The organism is Pseudomonas sp. microsymbiont 2 (assembly GCF_054788395.1).
In genome coordinates this window covers 4,205,647-4,225,198 of sequence record NZ_CM139112.1, presented here as the reverse complement: position 1 = coordinate 4,225,198, position 19,552 = coordinate 4,205,647, and the positions used below count along the sequence as shown (strand labels likewise).

Below are 19,552 nucleotides of genomic sequence, written 5' to 3'. Positions count from 1 at the left end.
AAGGCCGCTCCTACAGGTGACGGGGACCCAGAATCAGGCTGAGGCCTTCAAGGCCGCCTTGTATATCGATTGCCTGGGCTGGGCGAACACCCGCTCCATCATCGGCTCGAAGAACGACAGCGGCAGGCTCTGGTAATCCGGGTCGAATGCCGCGGCATCGTAGCGTGCGCAGAATTCGATGGTCCGCTGGTACTGCGGGTGGTCGCTGAATTGCTCGCGCAGGTGCCGGTCCATGCCCAGGTGGTGGAAGAAGTAGTAGCCCTGGAAGATCCCGTGCTTTTCGATCATCCACAGGTTCTCGGCGCTGACGAAGGGCTTGAGGATCGCCGCCGCGATATCCGGATGGTTGTAGCTGCCCAGGGTGTCGCCGATGTCGTGCAGCAGCGCACAGACCACGTATTCCTCGTCACGACCGTCACGGTAGGCGCGGGTGGCGGTCTGCAGGGAGTGGCTCAGGCGATCGATGGGAAAACCGCCGAAGTCGCCATCGAGCAGGCGCAGGTGCGCAACAATGCGCTGTGGCAGCTGGCGGGCATAGGCGCGGAAGTCGTCGGCGATGATCGCCCAGTCCTGGGCGGTGCCATCGCGCATGTGGCTGAAGTTCGCTTGCTTGTTCATCGCGTCGAGGCCACTCGTATCGGGAGTCTGCCGGCAGTGTTGGCCAGGGCCGTGGCTTTGGCAGTGGCCAGGCGAGACGCGAACCTGGCCTTGCGGGCCGATTCAGAGGCTGATGCGGCCCAGCAAGATGTCGCGGAACATCGCGAAGTCGCCGACCAGGCTGTACCAGGGGTGGGTGAAGGTGGCCGGGCGGTTCTTCTCGAAGAAAAAGTGCCCGACCCAGGCGAAACCATAGCCGGCCAGCGGAACGGCCAGCAGCAACGGCCACTTGCCGCTGCCGATGCTGTAGGCGAGCAGGGCGATCACCAGGCTGGTGCCGATGAAATGCAGGCGTCGGCACGTGGGGTTGCTGTGCTCGCCCAGATAGTAGGGATAGAACTCGGCAAAACTGCGGAACTGCACGGTGCTGGTCATGGCGAGGGTTTCCGAATCTGCGGGTCTTGCAACAGGATACACGGCGTGGAGCCTGAATCGAGTCTAGAGTCACGAGGGGCGGTGACCAGTGACAATAAGCGCCAATTGACTATCCTTTCGATTCACCGCAGGAGCGGTCAGCATAAGAAGCCTGTCATGAGTGAGAGAACCACGTCAGCCAGCTGGGCATCAGGGATCGTCAAGGCGCTCGAGCTGGAAGGGCTCGATTGCCAGGCCATGTTCAAGCAGCTGGGCCTCGATTTCGCCGCGCTGGACGATCCGGATGCGCGCTTTCCCCAGGATGCCATGACCCGGCTGTGGCAACTGGCGGTCGATCTGTCGGGCAATGAAGCCATCGGCCTGAACATGGCACGGGTGGTACGCCCGGCCTCGTTTCACGTGGTGGGGTACGCGCTGATGTCCAGCCGCACCCTGGCCGAAGGGTTCGAGCGCCTGGTGCGCTATCAGCGGATCATCGCCGAAAGCGCGGAGCTGAGCTTTCGCCGTGAGCCCGACGGCTACGCCCTGGTGTTGACCGTGCACGGTGATCACCTCCCTCCCACCCGGCATAGCGCCGAGGCCTCGCTGGCCTGCGCGCTGGCGCTGTGCACCTGGCTCAGCGGGCGGCCGATCCAGCCGCGACGTGTGTTGATCCAGGGGGGGCAGCCCAAGCATGTCGAGCCGTACCGGGTGGCCTTCCATGCCCCGTTGCAGTTCGGCGCGGCCCATGACGCGCTGGTGTTCGAGCGCGCCGACATGGAAGCGCCGTTGCCCACCGCCAACGAGGCGATGGCGGTGCTGCACGATCGTTTCGCCGGGGAATACCTGGCGCGCTTTTCGGAAAGCCGCGTGACCCATCGGGTGCGCCAGGTGCTGTGCCGCATCCTGCCGCAGGGCGAGCCCAAGCGCGAAACGGTGGCCCATGCCCTGCACCTGTCCCAGCGTACCTTGCAGCGGCGCCTGCAGGACGAGGGCACCAGCTTCCAGACCTTGCTCGACGATACCCGCCGCGAACTGGCCGAGCAGTACCTCGCCCAGCCTGGCACCACTTTGCTGGAAACCGCCTACCTGCTGGGCTTCGCCGACCCGAGCAACTTCTATCGGGCGTTCCGCCGCTGGTTCGACGCCACCCCGAGCGAGTACCGCGCGCGGTTGGCGGTCAGTGGCGCCAGAACGCCGGCATGCACAATACCAGCACCGTGATGATCTCCAGGCGGCCCAGCAGCATGCCACCCGCCAGGATCCACTTGGCGGCGTCCGGCAGGCTGGCGTAGTTGCCGGCCGGGCCGATCACCTCGCCGAGGCCCGGTCCCACGCCGGATACCGTGCCAGCTGCGCCGGTCAGCGCGGTCATCCAGTCCACGCCCAGCAGCGACAGCAGCAGGGCGATGAAGCAGATGGTGAAGGCGAAGAAGAACGAGAAGGTCAGGATCGAGCGCACGATCTCTTCGTCGAGGCGATGGCCGTTGTACTTCTGCTTGATCACCGCCCGAGGGTGGATCAGCTGGTTGAGGTTGGCCTTGAGCAGGATGTAGGCGACCTGGAAACGGAAGATCTTGATGCCGCCGGCCGTGGAGCCGGAGCAGCCGCCGACGAAGCCGAGGTAGAAGAACAGCATCAGCGAGAAGTTGCCCCACATGCTGTAGTCGCCCAGGGCGAAGCCGGTGGTGGTGACCACCGAGGTGACGTTCAGCGCCACGTGGCGCAGGGCGTCCAGCCAGTGCAGGTTGGTCGTGGCCCAGTACCAAGTGCCGAGCACCAGCCAGGTGCCCACCAGCATCAGGAGCAGGCCCTGCACCTGCTGGTCCTTGATCAGCGCCCTGCGGTGGCCGCGCAGGGTGGCCACGTACAGGGTGAAGGGCACGCTGCCCATGATCATCACCACCACCGCGACCCAATGCACCGCCGGAATGTCCCACTTGGCCAGCGACTGGTCGGAGGTGGAGAAACCACCGGTGGAGATCGCCGACATGGCATGGTTGATCGCGTCGAACGGGCTCATGCCGGCCCACCAGAAGGCCAGGCTGCCGAGCACGGTGATGCCGACGTACACCGCGACGATCGACTTGGCCACCATGTGCGAGCGCGGCATGACCTTCTCCGAGCGGTCGGAGGACTCGGTCTGGAACAGGCGCATGCCGCCGATGCGCAGCAGCGGCAGGATCGCCACCGCCATGCCGATGAAACCGATGCCGCCCAGCCAGTGCAGCATCGAGCGCCACATCAGGATGCCCGGCGACATGTTGTCCAGCCCGCTGAGCACGGTGGCGCCGGTGGCGGTGATGCCGGACATGCTTTCGAAGAAGGCATCGGTGTAGCTGATGTGCTGGGTGAGCAGGAAGGGCAGGGCGGCGAACACGCACACCACCAGCCAGCTGCTGACGGTCAGCAGGTACATGTCGCGAGGGCGCAGGTGCACATGTTCGGGGCGACCCGGCACCACCAGGCCGAGCCCGGCGATGAAGGTGATGAGGCTGGACCAGAGGAACGAGGGCATGTCGCCGGTGCGTTCGAAGACCACCAGGGTCGCCATGGGCACCACCATGCTCACCGCCAGGGTGATCAGGAAGATGCCGATGATGAAACCAATGATCCTTAAGGTCGGCAACGCCATGTGATCTGCTCTGACTCGCTACGGAAAGGGCGCCATTTTAAGGCGCAAGTTGCAAGCTGCAAGCGTCAAGCACCAATGAGGCTTGCGAAGGCTGTTTTTCTTGTGGCTTGCAGCTTGATGCTTGCAGCTTGAGAATGGCCGCACTTTCAATCTGCCAGGAGGGTAGCCGATGGAGGCTCTCGATGCATTGCTCAACCGTGTTTCCGTGCCACGCCTGACTGAACCTGCGCCCAATGCCGCCCAGCGCGAGGCGCTGTTCCAGGCCGCGTTGCGGGCGCCGGATCATGGCCAACTGCGTCCCTGGCGCTTCCTGACCATCGAGGGGCAGGGCCGCGAGAAGCTCGGCGAGTTGTTCGCCGAAGCGGTGCAGGCCAAGGGCGATGCAACCCAGGCCGCGCTCGACAAGGCCCGGGCGATGCCGCTGCGGGCGCCGCTGCTGATCGTGGTGGTCGCCAAGCTGCAGGACCATTTCAAAGTACCGAAGATCGAGCAGCAACTGGCCGCCGGCTGCGCCGCTCATGGCATCCTGATCGCCGCCCATGCTCAGGGTATCGGCGCGGTGTGGCGCACCGGCGACATGGCGTTCGATGCCCATGTGCGCAAGGGGTTGGGGCTGCAGGCGAATGAAGAAGTGATCGGTTACCTGTATGTCGGCACGCCTGTCGGCGAGCCGCGCACGGCGCCGGTCCTGGAGACCGCCCAGTACGTCAGCGCCTGGGGTGAGTGATGTGAGGCGGGGCCGCTCTGCGGCCCATCGCGGGTAAACCCGCTCCCACAGGATTTATGGGAGCGGGTTTACTCGCGATGGGCTGCAAGGCAGCCCCGAGAAACATCAGGCAGTACTCACATTGCAAGGCAGCTCCAGCGTCGCGATGAACCCACCCTGCGAATGATTGCCCAGCACCAGGCTGCCGCCATGGCGCTCCGCCGCCTTGCGTGCGATCGCCAGCCCCAGTCCATGCCCCGGCGTCTCCTGTCCCGGTGCCCGGAAGAACGGTTCGCCCAGCTGCGCCAGATGTTCTGCCGCCACCCCAGGCCCATGGTCGCGTACGCTCAGCACGATGCGATCCTGCTCGCGGCGGGCATGCACCTCGATCGGCTGTCCTGCCGGATTGAAGCGCAAGGCATTGCGCAACAGATTGTCCAGCGCCCGCTCGATCAAGGTCGGCCAGCCCTGCAAGGTCAGCCCGGGTTGCATCTCCAACCGTACCTCCTGCTCGGGCGCGGCCAGCTGGGCGTCCTTGCGCACGCCGCCAAGCAAGGCATTGAGGTCCACGGATTCGGCATGGGCCTGTTCGGCATCCACTCGGGCCAGTACCAGGATCTCGCTGATCAGGTCCTCCAGGCGGTCGCACTCGCGGGTCAGGCGCGGCCACAATGCCTGGCGCTGCTCCGGTTCGGCGCGCTCGGCCAGGGCCAGGGCGATGCGCAGGCGCGCCAACGGTGATCGCAGTTCGTGGGAGACATCGCGCAGCAGCTGGCGTTGGCTGCCGATCAGGCTTTGCAGGCGCGCGCCCATCTTGTTGAAGTCGTTGGCCAGCACGCCGAACTCGTCGCGACGCACGGCCAGGCGCGCCAGGCTGTTCTGCTGGTAGCTGGTCTGCCCCAGGTCGTGCACGGCACCGCGCAGGCGGCTGAGCGGGCGGGTGATCGACAGGGTGACCAGCAGGCTGAACAGTGTCAGCACCACCAGGGCTATGCCCAAGGCGCTGAGCGGCCAGATCAGGCTCTCGCGATGCCAGGCTGCCAGCTCCGGGTGTGGAATGCGGTAGATCAGCAGGTAGGTTTCGCCGCTGCCGGGGCTGGTGTATTCCTCGGTCAGGCGGCGCCAGGGCAGGCGGCGTTCGTCGTTGTGCTGGCGTGCCTCGAAGGCGGCGGCGCGGCGCGGGAAGGTGCCGGGCACCACCGCGTCGCCGCTGTCGTCCAGCACCTGCACGTCGATCTTGTAGCGCTGCTTGCGTCTTTCGAGGAAGCGCTGCGACGACTCCAGGCCTTCCTGCTCGTAGTGTTGGGCCCAGTGGCTGGCCAGGTTGCTCAGGCCCGGGTGGCGGCTGAGGATCCAGGTGTCCTGGTTGAGCATGTGCCCAAGCAGGATCGACAGCCCGGCGACCAGGGCGATGGCCAGCCAGAAACTGGCCAGGATGCGCCAGAACAGTGAACGCAAGAAGCACCTCCAGGAAATGGCCAAGGCCCGGCCCGCTTTGGGGCGGGCCGGGCATCGGCAGACAGCTTACTGGGCCTTGCCGGCTTTTTCAGCCTTCCAGGCCTGGAACTCCTTCCATTCGGCCTTGCGCGCGGCGCGCTCTTTCTGCAGGTCGTCGAACTTCTTCTGCTGCTCTGGCTTGAGCAGTGCGCGGATCTGACCTTCGGTCTTGTCGTGGCTGGCCTTGAGCTCGTCCTTCAGGGCTTTCTGCTCGGCGGCCGGCAACTTGTCGATGTAACGCTCGGTGATATCGCGGCGTTGCTTCATCTGTTCGCCCATCAGCTTGCCGATCTGCTGGCGTTGGTCGCGGCTCAGGTCCAGCTGGGCGAAAGGCGCGTCACCGCGGTGATGCGGGCCGTCGTGGCGCGGGCCACCTTCGGGCATGGCCATGGCCACGGTCGGCAGGGCGGCGGCGAACATCAGGGCGATAAGGGTCTTGCGCATGGTGTCTCTCCTTTCAGGGGCCGGTGGTTACCGGATGAGCCCAGTCTAGGGAGATCAAGGTCAAGGGCGGTCAGGCGAGGGTAAAGACAGCGTAAAGTTGGCGGTAGCCGCCGTGCGGATCCTGTAGGAGCGGCCTTGTGTCGCGATGGGCTGCACAGCAGCCCCGGCAATTTTGCATACCGTCGTGATTCTGGGGCCGCTTCGCGCCCCATCGCGACACAAGGCCGCTCCTACAGAGATCGTGTTGTCTGTCAGAGGCTGTAGTAGTAGCCGCGGCTGCGCAGGGCGACGATGCGTGGGCGGCCATCCGGGTGCGGGCCGATCTTCTTGCGCAGGTTGCTGACGTGCATGTCCAGGCTGCGGTCGTAGAGCGTGAGCTTGCGGCCCAGGCCGATCTGCGCCAGCTCCTGCTTGTCCAGCGGTTCGCCGGGCTGGCGCAGCAGGGCTTCGAGGATGCGGCTTTCCGAAAGGGTAAGGGTCATTTCGCGCTCGTCGATGCTGACCACGCCGCGTACCGGGCTGAACGTCAGGTCACCGATCTCGACCTGGCCGCTGGGCGAGCTGGGGTGGCTGCGGCGCAACACGGCGCGCAGCCGGGCGGTGAGCTCACGGGGATCGCAAGGCTTGGCCAGGTAGTCGTCGGCGCCCAGCTCCAGGCCCAGGATACGGTCCAGCGGCTCGCCCCGGGCCGACAGCATCAGCACCGGCAGTTCGGCGTGTTCGCTGCGCAGCTGCTTGAGCAGTTCCAGGCCGCTGCCGTCGGGCAGCATGACGTCCAGCACCACTGCCGCCGGGGCATGGCTGGCCAAGGCCTGTCGCGCGCTCTGGCCATCGTGGCAGGCGCGTACCGCGAACCCTTCCTGGGTCAGCCAGCTGCCGAGCAGCTCGCACAGTTCCTGGTCATCATCAATCAGTAACAGCTCGCTCATGTCTCACTCAATTCAACCATTGACGGCGTCTTCTGTGTCCGCCGCTGGCTAAGATACCGCAGACTGCCGACAACAGTGCAACGACCGAGCCGATCAGGAACCACTGCTGCTGCTCGGTGAGCAGGCGTTGCGGGGTGTTGGTGCCGGCCTGAAGCTCCTTGATCGCCATCTTCAGGCGTTGGTTGTCCTGACGCAGGCGGGTCAGCTGGGCGCTTTCACGCTCGCTGTCCTGGTGTTGCAACTGTTGGGTCAGTTGGCTGCGTTGCTGCTCGCTTTCTTCCAGGCGCTGCTGCAGCTCGGTGATCCGCGCCCCGGCTTCCAGCGACAGCGGCTGCTCGGCCGCGGCGAAAGGGGAGAGCAGCAACAGGCAAAGCAGCAGGGACATCGGACCTTGACGCATTGGAACTCCTGATTGATATCGGTTCAGGAGGTTGTCGGCCGGTTGTCGGAATAAATGAGTGGTCAAGAACCGAGTCGCCCCCTTCGCGGGCAAGCCCGCTCCCACAGATTCGGCGCAACGCTGTGGGAGCGGGCTTGCCCGCGAAGGGGGCGATTCGAGCTTGAACTATGGCAGGACTTGCTTGAACGGCTTGACCACGACCTTGTCGTAGACGCCCGCGGCGATGTACGGGTCGGCGTCGGCCCAGGCCTGGGCGGCGGCCAGCGAGTCGAATTCGGCGACGATCAGGCTGCCACTGAAGCCGGCCGCACCGGGGTCGTTGCTGTCGATGGCCGGATGCGGACCGGCCAGGACCACGCGGCCCTCGGCCTTGAGCTGCTGCAGACGCTCGATGTGGGCAGGTCGGGCTGCCAGGCGTTTTTCCAGGGAGTTGGCGACGTCGCTGGCGATGATGGCGTAGAGCATGTCAGTCCTTGGGCTTGGAGGGAGAGGGGTCGGTATCGTGCAGGTGGCGCGAAAGATAGACACCTTGGGCCACCAGGAAGATCACGGTCATGCCGAGGCTGCCGAATACCTTGAAGTCGACCCAGATGTCCTGGAAGGTGAACGCGACGAACAGGTTGGCGGCGCCGCAGACCAGGAAGAAGGCGATCCACGCCAGGTTCAGGCGGGTCCAGATCGCTTCGGGAAGTGTCAGGGCGTGGCCCATGATGCGCTTGATCAGCACGCGGTCGCCGATGAAGTGGCTGCCGGCGAAGGCCAGGGCGAACAGCCAGTTGACCACCGGCGCCTTCCACTTGAGGAAGGTCTCGCTGTGGAACGCCAGGGTCAGGCCGCCGAACACCAGGCAGGCGACCAAGGTCAGCAACTGGCCTTTCTCCAGCTTGCGATGGCGCAGGAACAGCGCGCCGTAGACCACCACGGAGCTGACGATCAGCATGGCGGTGGCGCTGTAGATCCCGCCGAACTCGAAGCCGTGGCCGGCGAATTCGACCGGGCGTGGGTCCAGTTTGTAGACGATGAAGAACAGCAGCAGCGGGATGAAATCGATGAATTGTTTCACAGTGGCAGCCAGAAGCGGGATGTGACGGCATAATAACAAACATCGATTCCGGCGAAAGCGCTCCTCCATGAATGTTGATCTGCACTGTCACAGCACGGCCTCCGACGGCGCCCTGTCGCCCACGGCTCTGGTCGCCCGGGCCCATGAGCACGGGGTGCGAACCTTGGCGCTCACCGACCACGACACCCTCGAAGGCCTGCCCGAGGCGCGCCAGGCCTGCCGGGACAACGGCATGCACTGGGTCAGTGGGGTGGAGCTTTCCTGTACCTGGGGCGGCGCCACCATTCATGTGCTGGGCTACGATTTTGCGCTGGATGCGCCGCCGTTGCTCGAAGCCATCGAAAACCTGCACCGTGGCCGCTGGCTGCGCGCCGAGGAGATCGACCGCAAGCTGGCGGCCAAGGGCATGCCCGGCGCGTTGTCGGGTGCGCGGGCGGTCCAGCAAGAGTTGGGCGACAGCGGCAATGCTCCGGCTCGCCCGCATTTCGCTGAATTTCTGGTGCGCGCAGGCTTCGTCAAGGATCGCGGCGAAGCCTTTCGCAAGTGGCTGGGGGCCGGCAAGTTGGGGGACGTCAAGCTGCACTGGCCGACGCTGGAGGAAACCGTCGCCACCCTGCGCCAGTCCAATGCCTGGGTGAGCCTGGCGCATCCGATGCACTACGATCTGACCCGCAGCAAGCGCAGACGGCTGATTGCCGACTATATTCAGGCTGGAGGGCAGGCACTGGAAGTGGTGAATGGAATGATGCCGCCCGAACAGGTGGGGACGATGTCCATCCTCACCCGTGAATTCGGCCTGCTGGCAAGTGCCGGCAGCGATTTCCACGGCCCCGGCACCTGGGGCGAGATCGGTGCCTACCGGCCATTGCCCGAGGACCTGCCACCCCTGTGGCGCCGATTCCGACATGAACAGCCTATGGCGGTATGAACAGGACGACTACGTGAGCCAATTTTTCCAGATTCATCCGGAGAACCCGCAGCCGCGCCTGATTCGCCAGGCGGTCGAGATCATCCGCAAGGGCGGGGTGGTGGTCTATCCGACGGACTCGGCCTATGCCCTGGGTTGCCAGATCGGTGACAAGGCTGCCATCGAGCGAGTTCGGCGCCTGCGTGGCCTGGACAAGTCCCACAACTTCACCCTGATGTGCTGCGACATGTCCCAGCTGGGGGTCTACGCCAAGGTCGACACGGGCACCTTCCGTCTGCTCAAGGCCCATATCCCCGGCCCCTATACCTTCATTCTCAACGGCACCCGCGAAGTACCGCGCCTGCTGCTGCACGAGAAGCGTCGCACCATCGGCCTGCGCGTGCCCGACCATGCGATCACCCTGGCGCTGCTGGCCGAGCTGGGCGAGCCACTGATGAGCGTCAGCCTGATCCTGCCGGGAGACGCCGAGCCGATGACCGATCCCTACGAAATCCGCGAGCGCCTGGAGCATCATGTCGACCTGATCATCGACGGCGGTTTCGGTGACCTGAAGGCATCCACCATCATCGATCTGTCTGGTGACGAGCCCGAGTTGATCCGTGAGGGGTGCGGCGATCCCAGCCCATTCCTGGTCAACGCGTGAGCCAGGTGGACGCGCCCGAGGCGCCGGCCAGCGAGGCCGAGACGCCTTTCCAGTTGCAACTGGCCCTGGTCTATGGCGAGGCTCTCACCGAAATGCCGGTGGACCTGTACATTCCACCGGATGCCCTTGAGGTCTTCCTGGAAGCTTTCGAAGGCCCGCTGGACCTGTTGCTGTACCTGATCCGCAAGCAGAACGTCGACATCCTCGATATTCCGGTGGCGGAAATCACCCGTCAGTACATGAGCTATGTCGAGCTGATGAAGAGCGTGCGCCTGGAACTGGCCGCCGAGTATCTGGTGATGGCCGCCATGCTCGCCGAGATCAAGTCGCGCATGCTGCTGCCACGCTCCAGCGAGGTGGAAGAAGAGGAGGGCGACCCGCGCGCCGAGCTGATCCGTCGCCTGCAGGAATATGAACGCTTCAAGGCTGCCGCCGAGGGCATCGACGAGTTGCCACGGGTCGGCCGCGAGGTGGTGGTGCCACGCCTGGAGGCCCCTCAGGCCAAGGTGCGCAAGCTGCTGCCGGAGGTCGCCCTGGAAGAGATCCTGCTGTCCATGGCCGAGGTCATGCGCCGCAACGACCTGTTCGAAAGTCACCAGATCACCCGCGAAACGCTGTCCACCCGCGAGCGCATGAGCGAAGTGCTCGAACGCCTCAAGGGCGGCGCTTTCGTGCCGTTCGTCGAGCTGTTCACCCGCGAGGAGGGCAAGCTTGGGGTGGTGGTCACCTTCATGGCGATTCTTGAACTGGTGAAGGAATCGCTGATCGAACTGGTGCAAAATGAGCCTTTCGCCCCGATCCACGTCCGTGCCCGGGCAGAGTGACCTGACGACTACCGATGAACCTGAACGAACCCCGCGAACTGGCGTCGCTGATCGAGGCCTTCCTGCTCGCCTCGGGCAAGCCGCAATCCCTCGAGCGCCTGTACGAGCTTTTCGAGGAGGCCGAGCGCCCGGCCCCCGCCGTTTTCAAGAAGGCCCTGGAGGTACTGGGCAAGTCCTGTAGCGGCCGTGCCTTCGAGCTCAAGGAAGTGGCCAGCGGCTATCGCCTGCAAATCCGTGAAGACTACGCGCCCTGGGTCGGCCGCCTGTGGGAGGAACGCCCGCAGCGCTATTCCCGCGCGCTGCTGGAAACCATGGCGCTGATCGCCTACCGCCAGCCCATCACCCGTGGCGAGATCGAGGATGTGCGCGGCGTGGCGGTCAACAGCAACATCATCAAGACCCTGATGGAGCGCGAGTGGATTCGCATCGTCGGCTACCGCGAGGTGCCTGGCCGGCCGGCGATGTTCGCCACCACCAAGGCGTTTCTCGATCATTTCAATCTCAAGAGCCTCGACGAGCTGCCTGCGCTGGCCGAACTACGCGAGTTGGAGCCTGAGCCGGTGCTCGACCCGGACGAAGCGCCGGTGCCGGCGCACTTGCAGGCGCTGGCCGATGCCAGCCTGGGCGAGGAGGGTGAAGAAGTGGAGCCCAGGGAGGAGACCAGCTTCCGATCGCTGCTGGTGGAGCTCGATGCCATGGAAGACGGGCTCAAGACCGATTTCGATGATTTGCGCGAAGAAGAGCCTGAGGCGTCGGAGCAGGAACAGTACAAGTTACAGCCCTGATTCTTGTGCTGGCAGCATCGGCCCCTTCGCGGGTAAACCCGCTCCCACAGACGGTGATGTCCCTGTGGGAGCGGGTTCACCCGCGAAGAGGCCGGCACAGGCCTAGCCTGACCGTCAGGCAGAAAGCCTTCTAGTGCCTGCAAAAACCTTCTACCCTCCAGTGCGTTCCCCCGCCGAACCGCGTATGATGCGCGCCCGCTTTCACTACTACACCGGGAGGTGCCCAGATGAGTGACAAAGACCTGCAAGACCAACAACCCACCCCGCCATCCGGCGAAAAGCTGCAGAAAGTGCTGGCCCGCATCGGCGTCGGCTCGCGTCGTGACGTCGAGGCCTGGATCAGCCAGGGCCGCATCAAGGTCAACGGCGTCGAGGCCACCCTGGGCCTGCGCGTCGACCTGCACGACGCCATCACCGTCGACGGCAAGCTGATCAAGCGCGTCGAGGCCAGCGAGGCCACGCGCCGCGTGATCATGTACAACAAGCCCGATGGCGAAATCTGCACCCGCGACGACCCTGAAGGCCGCCCGACCGTGTTCGACCGCCTGCCACGTCCGAAAGAAGGCCGCTGGATCAACATCGGCCGCCTGGACATCAACACCACCGGTTTGCTGCTGTTCACCACCGATGGTGAACTGGCCAACCGCCTGATGCACCCGTCCTACGAGATGGACCGCGAATATGCGGTGCGTGTGCGCGGTGAGGTCGACGACGACATGATCGACCGACTCAAGGCTGGGGTGATGCTCGAGGACGGCCCGGCCAAGTTCACCGATATCCAGAAAGCACCCGGTGGTGAAGGTTTCAACCACTGGTACCACTGCGTGGTGATGGAAGGCCGCAACCGTGAGGTGCGTCGCCTGTGGGAGTCCCAGGGCATGGTGGTCAGCCGTCTGAAGCGCGTGCGTTTCGGCCCGGTGTTCCTCAATTCCGACCTGCCGATGGGCCGCTGGCGTGAAATGAGTCAGGGCGAGATCGACATCCTGGCGGCGGAAGTCGGCTTGCAGCCGGTGGCGCTGCCGGAAATGAAGCTCAAGGCCAAGGACAAGCTCGAGCGTCTGCAGCGCAAGTCCACCCGTCCGCTGGGGCGTGGTGAGCGTGTACGCACCCTGCGTCCCGCCCAGGAGGGTCAGGGCGAGCGCCCGGCACGCCCGGCGCGTGAAGAGTCGGCGCCGCGCAAGAGTGGCCGTGGCAGTACCGTGGCCGAGCGCCCGAGCGAGATGCGCAAGCGTCCGGCCCGTCCCGACGGCGACAAGCCGGCAGGCCGTGGTCGCGGCAAGCCTCGTGGTTGATCCGACCTGCCAGTGAAAAGCCAGCCTTCGGGCTGGCTTTTTTGTGCCCGTCGAGCGTCTGCGGCTTAGCGCAATCCCTGTGGGGGCGGGCTTGCCCGCGATAGGCCGCAGAGCGGCCCCAAGTGCTTGAGCGCATAGATATTTTTCGACTTGTGGAAAGTTTTTAGACCGGCTTGTAAAGAAATTTATACGGTTTTGGCCTGTTTTTTCGATTTCCCCAATGTCTGTAACATTAACTTTCCATAACCCTTGCGCCAGAGCCGCTCCGCCCGGATCTCCCCCCTTCCCAAACCCCCGCCCAGCCGCTGAGATAGCGCCATTGCGTGTACAAAGCCAGGCAGGATCGCCAGGCACCAAGAACAACAACATGGAGGCGCCATGCACGCCGATCACTCCGCCTTTTCAGGCTTTCTCCCCGGGACCGCTGCGTTTTTTCCACAGGAAACGATGCAACGCGTTGACGCCTGCGCGTTTGCAGGGGTATACAATGCGCCGCGTTTTACCTGTGACTCCTTTGCGTACCGCGCACTCTTGCTGACACCCGGTTGATTCGCCTGGGCCTCACGCCCAATGCGCACGACCCGTCCAAGAACCCAAGGTAACCACCTTGCCCATTCCGCTGCGCCACGAGCGCGGTGGGTCCGATTCCGTCACAGATAAAAACAAGCAGGTGACTTCGTTCATGAGTGGACATAATTCACAGTCCGGCGAACTCAAGCGTGGCTTGAAGAACCGCCATATCCAGCTGATCGCCCTCGGTGGCGCGATCGGTACCGGATTGTTCCTTGGCTCGGCTGGCGTGATGAAATCCGCTGGTCCGTCGATGATCCTCGGCTACGCCATCTGCGGCTTCATCGCCTTCATGATCATGCGCCAGCTCGGTGAGATGATCGTCGAGGAGCCGGTGGCCGGCTCCTTCAGCCATTTCGCGCACAAGTACTGGGGCGGTTTCGCCGGCTTCCTGTCGGGCTGGAACTGCTGGGTGCTGTACATCCTGGTCGGCATGTCGGAGCTGTCGGCGGTGGGCAAGTATGTCCATTACTGGTGGCCGGAAATCCCGACCTGGGTAACGGCGGCAGCGTTCTTTCTGCTGATCAACGCCATCAACCTGATGAACGTGAAGTTCTTCGGCGAGGCCGAGTTCTGGTTCGCGATCATCAAGGTCGCCGCCATCGTCGGCATGATCGGCCTGGGCGCCTACCTGCTGACCAGCGGCAATGGCGGTCCCGACGCGTCGGTGACCAACCTGTGGGCCCATGGTGGTTTCTTCCCGCACGGCGTCAGCGGCCTGGTGATGGCCCTGGCCTTCATCATGTTCTCCTTCGGCGGCCTGGAAATGCTCGGTTTCACCGCGGCCGAGGCCGACAAGCCGAGGACCGTGATCCCCAAGGCGATCAACCAGGTCATCTACCGTATCCTGATCTTCTATGTAGGCGCCCTGGTGGTGCTGCTGTCGCTGACCCCGTGGGACAGCCTGGTGGCCAGCATCGACGCTTCCGGTGGCAGCTATGGCAGCAGCCCGTTCGTCCAGGTCTTCTCGCTGCTGGGCAGCGATGTCGCAGCGCACCTGCTGAACTTCGTGGTCCTGACCGCCGCGCTGTCGGTGTACAACAGCGGCACCTACTGCAACGCCCGCATGCTCCTGGGCATGGCCGAGCAGGGTGATGCTCCTGCGGCGCTGGCCAAGGTCGACCGTCGCGGCGTGCCAGTGCGTTCGATCCTGGTGTCGGCGGCCGTGACGCTGATCGCGGTGCTGCTCAACTACCTGATGCCGCAGAACGCCCTGGAGCTGCTGATGTCGCTGGTGGTCGCGACCCTGGTGATCAACTGGGCGATGATCAGCTACTCGCACCTGAAGTTCCGCCAGCACCTTGACCGCACCGGCCAGAAGCCGCTGTTCAAGGCGCTGTGGTACCCGTACGGCAACTACCTGGTACTGGCGTTCGTGGTGCTGATTCTGGGCATCATGCTGCAGATTCCTGGCATCCAAGTGTCGGTGTACGCGATGCCGGTGTGGCTGGTGGTGATGTATGTGTTCTACGTGCTCAAGAGCAAGCGTGGGGCGCAGGCCAACGGTACTGCGGGTAGCGTGGCCAAGTAAGCGCCGAGGCGCTTCGAGAAAACCCGATGCCAGGTGACTGGCATCGGGTTTTTTGTTGCCTGTGCCCCCGCTCCCACAGAGAGCGCAGTACCTGTGGGAGCGGGTTTACCCGCGAAGAGGCCAGTTCTGGCAACCAGTCACTCAGATCTGTTCCAGCAACCAGCCACGAAACGCTCGCAGCGAAGGCAATGCCTCATTCCTCGGCGGATAGATCAGGTAATAGCTGCGCTGGCTGGCAAACGGCGGGCCCGGGCTGAACAGCTCGCCGCTGGCCAGCTCCTCCTCCACCAGAATGCGCGGCACCAGCCCGATGCCGATGCCTGCGCGCACCGCCTGGATCAGGTGCGAGGTCAGCTCGAAACTCGGCCCCAGGCGCATCGAGCGATGGGGCAGGGCCTGGTGGGAGAACCACTCCCCCCAGGCATGGGGGTTGTTGGCGACGTTGAGCAGCACCTCTTCGCTGATCCGCGCCGGGCTCCAGTCCTGGCCGTCGCGAGCGCTGTCCGGCGGCAGGATCACCACCAGCTCCTCGGCGTGCAGGCGATGGCAGACCAGGCCGGGCAGGTCGTGGGTGGCGACGCCGATGGCCGCGTCGATCTCGCTGGTGTCGAAGTTGATCGCTTCGATACGGGAATGAATGTGCACCAGCATGCCGGGGTGCGCGCTGTAGAACGCATGCAGGCGCGGCAGCAGCCATTTCGAGCCGAAGGTCGGCAGCGTCGCCAGGCGCAGGGTGCCGACGCCGGACTGATAGGCAAGGGCCTGCAAGGTAGCGCTGCGGATGCGTCCGAGGGCCTCGCTGAGCTCGCGCTGGTACAGGCGGCCGACATCGGTCAGTTGCACCTGGCGCCCTTCGCGGCGGAACAGGGTGAGCCCCAGTTGCTGCTCCAGCGCCTGCACCTGCCGGCTCACCGCGCTCTGCGTCAGCGACAGCTCGGCGGCGGCGCGGGTGTAGCTTTCATGCCGCGCGGCCGCCTCGAAGGCCAGCAGCAGCGACATGGACGGTGTGAGGTGGCGGTAATTCATTCATAAAGCTCATCGATAGCGGCAGGAATATCCGTTTGCCCCTGGCGCGAAACTACAGGAACATGGGCGCACTCGTCATGCGGTATAAATCATTCATACCGTAGTCGCAGGAAACACAACATCTCGTGGGAGCGGGCTTGCCCCGCGATGACGTCATCGCGGGGCAAGCCCGCTCCCACGAGATGTTGTAATGCCTGGAACCCGTGAATTAGCCAATATCGAATAGAGGCCATCCTTCGATGATCGCCCAGCTGCCGCCCCGTGCGCCTGCCGCCCACTACCCTGAATTCCTCGAAGCCCTGAAGAACAGCGGCTTTCGTGGCCAGATCAGCGCCGATTACGGCACCCGCACCGTGCTGGCCACCGACAACTCCATCTACCAACGCCTGCCCCAGGCGGCGGTGTTCCCGCAGGATGCCGACGATGTGGCGCGGATCGCCACGCTCATGGCCGAGCCACGCTTTCGCGACATCAAGCTGACCCCGCGTGGCGGTGGCACCGGCACCAACGGCCAGTCGCTGACCGACGGCATCGTCGTCGATCTGTCGCGGCACATGAACGGCATTCTCGAAATCAACGTCGAGCAACGCTGGGTGCGGGTCCAGGCAGGCGTGGTCAAAGACCAGCTCAATGCTGCGTTGAAACCCCACGGGCTGTTCTTCGCGCCGGAGCTGTCCACCTCCAATCGCGCCACCGTCGGCGGCATGATCAACACCGACGCCAGCGGCCAGGGCAGCTGCACCTACGGCAAGACCCGCGACCATGTGCTGGAGCTGCACAGCGTGCTGCTGGGCGGCGAGCGCCTGCACAGCCTGCCGATCGACGATGCCACGCTGGAGCAGGTCTGCGCCGCGCCCGGCCGGGTCGGCGAGGTATACCGCATGGCCCGCGAGATCCAGCAAACCCAGGCCGAGCTGATCGAAAGCACTTTCCCCAAGCTCAACCGCTGCCTGACCGGCTACGACCTGGCGCACCTGCGTGACGAGCAGGGCCGCTTCAACCTCAACAGCGTGCTGTGCGGCGCCGAAGGCTCGCTGGGCTATGTGGTCGAGGCCAAGCTCAACGTGCTGCCGATCCCGAAGTACGCGGTGCTGGTCAATGTGCGTTACACCAGCTTCATGGACGCCCTGCGCGACGCCAATGCGCTGATGGCGCACAGGCCGCTGTCGATCGAGACCGTCGACTCCAAGGTGCTGATGCTGGCGATGAAAGACATCGTCTGGCACAGCGTTGCCGAATACTTCCCCGCCGACCCTGAGCGGCCGACCCTGGGTATCAACCTGGTGGAGTTCTGCGGCGACGAGCCGGCCGAGGTCAACGCCCGGGTACAGGCCTTCGTCGAGCACCTGCAGGCCGACGCCAGCGTCGAGCGCCTGGGTCACACCCTGGCCGAAGGTTCCGAGGCCGTGACCCGTGTATACGTGATGCGCAAGCGCTCGGTGGGCCTGCTGGGCAACGTCGAAGGTGAAGTGCGCCCGCAGCCATTCGTCGAGGACACTGCGGTGCCGCCGGAGCAACTGGCGGACTACATCGCCGACTTCCGTGCGCTGCTCGATGGCTACGGCCTGGCCTACGGCATGTTCGGTCATGTCGATGCCGGCGTGCTGCATGTGCGCCCGGCGCTGGACATGAAAGACCCGGCCCAGGCCGCGCTGGTCAAGCCGATCTCCGATGCGGTGGCGGCGTTGACCAAAAGCTATGGCGGCCTGCTGTGGGGTGAGCATGGCAAGGGCCTGCGCTCGGAATACGTGCCGGAGTACTTCGGCGAGCTGTACCCGGCGTTGCAGCGGCTCAAGGGCGCGTTCGATCCGCACAACCAGCTCAATCCCGGCAAGATCTGTACCCCGCCTGGCAGCGCCGAAGGCTTGACCCCGGTCGATGGCGTGACCCTGCGCGGTGATCTGGACCGTGCCATCGACGAGCGCGTGTGGCAGGACTTCGGCAGCGCCGTGTACTGCAACGGCAACGGCGCTTGCTACAACTACGACCCTAACGACGCCATGTGCCCGTCATGGAAGGCCACCCGCGAACGCCAGCATTCGCCCAAGGGGCGCGCCTCGCTGATCCGCGAATGGCTGCGCCTGCAGGGCGAGGCGAATATCGATGTGCTCGCCGCCGCCCAACGCAAGGCGTCCTGGTTCAAGGGGCTGCCGGCTCGCCTGCGCAACAGCCGTGCGCGCCAGCAGGGGCAGGAGGACTTCTCCCATGAGGTGTACGACGCCATGGCCGGCTGTCTGGCGTGCAAGTCCTGCGCCGGGCAGTGCCCGATCAAGGTCAACGTGCCGGACTTCCGCTCGCGTTTCCTCGAGCTGTATCACGGCCGCTACCAGCGCCCGTTGCGCGACTACCTGATCGGGTCGCTGGAGTTCACCATCCCGTACCTGGCGCATGCGCCGGGCCTGTACAACGCGGTGATGGGCTCGAAGTGGGTGAGCAGGCTGCTGGCGGACAAGGTCGGCATGGTCGACAGCCCGCTGATCAGCCGCTTCAACTTCCAGTCCACCCTGACCCGTTGCCGGGTTCAAGTGGCGAGCGTGCCGGCCCTGCGCGAGCTCACCCCAGCCCAGCGCGAGCGCAGCATCGTGCTGGTGCAGGATGCCTTCACCCGCTATTTCGAGACGCCGCTGTTGGCCTCGTTCATCGAATTGGCCCATCGTCTGGGGCACAGGGTGTTCCTTGCGCCATACAGCGCCAACGGCAAGCCGCTGCATGTGCAGGGGTTCCTCGGTGCCTTCGCCAAGGCGGCGATCCGCAACGCCACCCAGCTCAAGGCCCTGGCCGACTGCGGCGTGCCGCTGGTAGGGCTGGACCCGGCGATGACCTTGGTCTACCGCCAGGAGTACCAGAAGGTCGATGGCGTGGAGTGCCCGTCGGTGCTGCTGCCCCAGGAATGGCTGATGGACGTGCTGCCCGAGCAGGCGCCGGCCAAGGCCGACAGCTTCCGCCTGATGGCTCACTGCACCGAGAAGACCAATGTGCCGGCCAGTACCAAGCAGTGGGAGCAGGTGTTCGCCCGCCTGGGGCTGAAGCTGGTCACCGAGGCCACTGGCTGCTGCGGCATGTCCGGTACCTATGGGCACGAGGCGCGCAACCAGGAAACTTCGAAGACCATCTTCGAGCAGTCCTGGGCGACCAAGCTGGACAAGCAAGGAGAGGCGCTGGCCACTGGGTATTCGTGCCGTAGCCAGGTCAAGCGCATGACCGAACGGCAACTGCGCCATCCGCTGGAGGTGGTGCTGCAGTACGCGCAGCGCTGAGGCGCATCATT

19 protein-coding genes are annotated in these 19,552 nt (G+C 64.7%); 9 read left to right on the top strand and 10 right to left on the bottom strand.

The window, feature by feature from the left end; all coding sequences use genetic code 11:
* Positions 1 to 33: 33 nt before the first annotated feature.
* Together ACYUME_RS18980 and ACYUME_RS18975 are read right to left on the bottom strand one after the other, a co-directional pair.
* The gene (locus ACYUME_RS18980) at positions 34 to 618 is read right to left on the bottom strand and encodes an HD domain-containing protein (RefSeq protein ID WP_279888179.1); all 585 of its coding nucleotides are present in this window, start codon (positions 616 to 618) and stop codon (positions 34 to 36) included.
* 102 nt (positions 619 to 720) lie between these two features.
* A complete protein-coding gene (locus ACYUME_RS18975) occupies positions 721 to 1,032 on the bottom strand; it encodes an Mpo1-like protein (protein ID WP_279888177.1) in 312 nt (103 codons plus the stop codon).
* A gap of 156 nt (positions 1,033 to 1,188) precedes the next feature.
* On the opposite strand from ACYUME_RS18975, the gene ACYUME_RS18970 reads away from it, so the two are divergent.
* Positions 1,189 to 2,235 carry an AraC family transcriptional regulator gene (locus tag ACYUME_RS18970; RefSeq protein ID WP_279888176.1) on the top strand — a complete coding sequence of 349 codons (1,047 nt, stop codon included), beginning with the start codon at positions 1,189 to 1,191 and terminating at the stop codon, positions 2,233 to 2,235.
* Here the strand turns inward: ACYUME_RS18970 and ACYUME_RS18965 are convergent.
* Entirely contained in the window at positions 2,192 to 3,646 is a 1,455-nt protein-coding gene (locus ACYUME_RS18965; RefSeq protein ID WP_460416279.1) for a TrkH family potassium uptake protein, read from the bottom strand. The genes ACYUME_RS18970 and ACYUME_RS18965 overlap by 44 nt on opposite strands.
* 169 nt (positions 3,647 to 3,815) lie before the next feature.
* Here ACYUME_RS18965 and ACYUME_RS18960 point away from each other — a divergent pair, with 169 nt between their 5' ends.
* Positions 3,816 to 4,373 carry an NAD(P)H nitroreductase gene (locus tag ACYUME_RS18960; RefSeq protein ID WP_460416278.1) on the top strand — a complete coding sequence of 186 codons (558 nt, stop codon included), beginning with the start codon at positions 3,816 to 3,818 and terminating at the stop codon, positions 4,371 to 4,373.
* A gap of 105 nt (positions 4,374 to 4,478) precedes the next feature.
* On the opposite strand, the gene ACYUME_RS18955 is transcribed toward ACYUME_RS18960, so the two are convergent.
* From ACYUME_RS18955 to ACYUME_RS18930, 6 genes are all read right to left on the bottom strand, one after another.
* Positions 4,479 to 5,810 (bottom strand): sensor histidine kinase, encoded by a 1,332-nt coding sequence (locus ACYUME_RS18955; RefSeq protein ID WP_460416277.1) that lies wholly within the window; start codon positions 5,808 to 5,810, stop codon positions 4,479 to 4,481.
* A gap of 66 nt (positions 5,811 to 5,876) precedes the next feature.
* Positions 5,877 to 6,293 carry a Spy/CpxP family protein refolding chaperone gene (locus ACYUME_RS18950; RefSeq protein WP_279888169.1) on the bottom strand — a complete coding sequence of 139 codons (417 nt, stop codon included), beginning with the start codon at positions 6,291 to 6,293 and terminating at the stop codon, positions 5,877 to 5,879.
* Between the two features lie 251 nt (positions 6,294 to 6,544).
* Positions 6,545 to 7,222 carry a response regulator transcription factor gene (locus tag ACYUME_RS18945; RefSeq protein ID WP_279888168.1) on the bottom strand — a complete coding sequence of 226 codons (678 nt, stop codon included), beginning with the start codon at positions 7,220 to 7,222 and terminating at the stop codon, positions 6,545 to 6,547.
* Positions 7,223 to 7,229: 7 nt separating this feature from the next.
* The gene (locus ACYUME_RS18940; protein WP_460416275.1) at positions 7,230 to 7,622 is read right to left on the bottom strand and encodes a translation initiation factor 2; all 393 of its coding nucleotides are present in this window, start codon (positions 7,620 to 7,622) and stop codon (positions 7,230 to 7,232) included.
* 165 nt (positions 7,623 to 7,787) lie between these two features.
* Positions 7,788 to 8,087 (bottom strand): YciI family protein, encoded by a 300-nt coding sequence (locus ACYUME_RS18935; RefSeq protein WP_051099393.1) that lies wholly within the window; start codon positions 8,085 to 8,087, stop codon positions 7,788 to 7,790.
* A gap of 1 nt (position 8,088) precedes the next feature.
* Positions 8,089 to 8,685 (bottom strand): septation protein A, encoded by a 597-nt coding sequence (locus ACYUME_RS18930; protein ID WP_279888691.1) that lies wholly within the window; start codon positions 8,683 to 8,685, stop codon positions 8,089 to 8,091.
* Between the two features lie 67 nt (positions 8,686 to 8,752).
* On the opposite strand from ACYUME_RS18930, the gene ACYUME_RS18925 reads away from it, so the two are divergent.
* The 6 genes from ACYUME_RS18925 (at position 8,753) to ACYUME_RS18900 (ending at position 15,258) form a co-directional block, all read left to right on the top strand.
* On the top strand, positions 8,753 to 9,613 hold the full coding sequence (locus ACYUME_RS18925; protein WP_460416273.1) for a PHP domain-containing protein: 861 nt from the start codon (positions 8,753 to 8,755) through the stop codon (positions 9,611 to 9,613).
* 13 nt (positions 9,614 to 9,626) lie between these two features.
* Positions 9,627 to 10,256 carry an L-threonylcarbamoyladenylate synthase gene (locus tag ACYUME_RS18920; RefSeq protein ID WP_460416271.1) on the top strand — a complete coding sequence of 210 codons (630 nt, stop codon included), beginning with the start codon at positions 9,627 to 9,629 and terminating at the stop codon, positions 10,254 to 10,256.
* A 92-nt stretch (positions 10,257 to 10,348) separates the two neighbouring features.
* Positions 10,349 to 11,080 carry a segregation and condensation protein A gene (locus tag ACYUME_RS18915; RefSeq protein WP_460419393.1) on the top strand — a complete coding sequence of 244 codons (732 nt, stop codon included), beginning with the start codon at positions 10,349 to 10,351 and terminating at the stop codon, positions 11,078 to 11,080.
* Positions 11,081 to 11,094: 14 nt separating this feature from the next.
* Complete coding sequence (scpB, locus tag ACYUME_RS18910) at positions 11,095 to 11,865, top strand: SMC-Scp complex subunit ScpB (protein ID WP_460416270.1); 771 nt, start codon at positions 11,095 to 11,097, stop codon at positions 11,863 to 11,865.
* 227 nt (positions 11,866 to 12,092) lie between these two features.
* Positions 12,093 to 13,157, top strand: coding sequence for a 23S rRNA pseudouridine(2605) synthase RluB (rluB, locus tag ACYUME_RS18905; RefSeq protein ID WP_460416269.1), 1,065 nt, complete (start codon positions 12,093 to 12,095; stop codon positions 13,155 to 13,157).
* A 682-nt stretch (positions 13,158 to 13,839) separates the two neighbouring features.
* A complete protein-coding gene (locus ACYUME_RS18900; protein ID WP_460416268.1) occupies positions 13,840 to 15,258 on the top strand; it encodes an amino acid permease in 1,419 nt (472 codons plus the stop codon).
* A 141-nt stretch (positions 15,259 to 15,399) separates the two neighbouring features.
* Here ACYUME_RS18900 and ACYUME_RS18895 read toward each other — a convergent pair whose 3' ends face one another.
* On the bottom strand, positions 15,400 to 16,284 hold the full coding sequence (locus tag ACYUME_RS18895; protein ID WP_279888698.1) for a LysR substrate-binding domain-containing protein: 885 nt from the start codon (positions 16,282 to 16,284) through the stop codon (positions 15,400 to 15,402).
* 239 nt (positions 16,285 to 16,523) lie between these two features.
* On the opposite strand from ACYUME_RS18895, the gene ydiJ reads away from it, so the two are divergent.
* The gene (ydiJ, locus tag ACYUME_RS18890) at positions 16,524 to 19,541 is read left to right on the top strand and encodes a D-2-hydroxyglutarate dehydrogenase YdiJ (RefSeq protein ID WP_460416266.1); all 3,018 of its coding nucleotides are present in this window, start codon (positions 16,524 to 16,526) and stop codon (positions 19,539 to 19,541) included.
* The last annotated feature ends 11 nt before the right edge of the window (positions 19,542 to 19,552 follow it).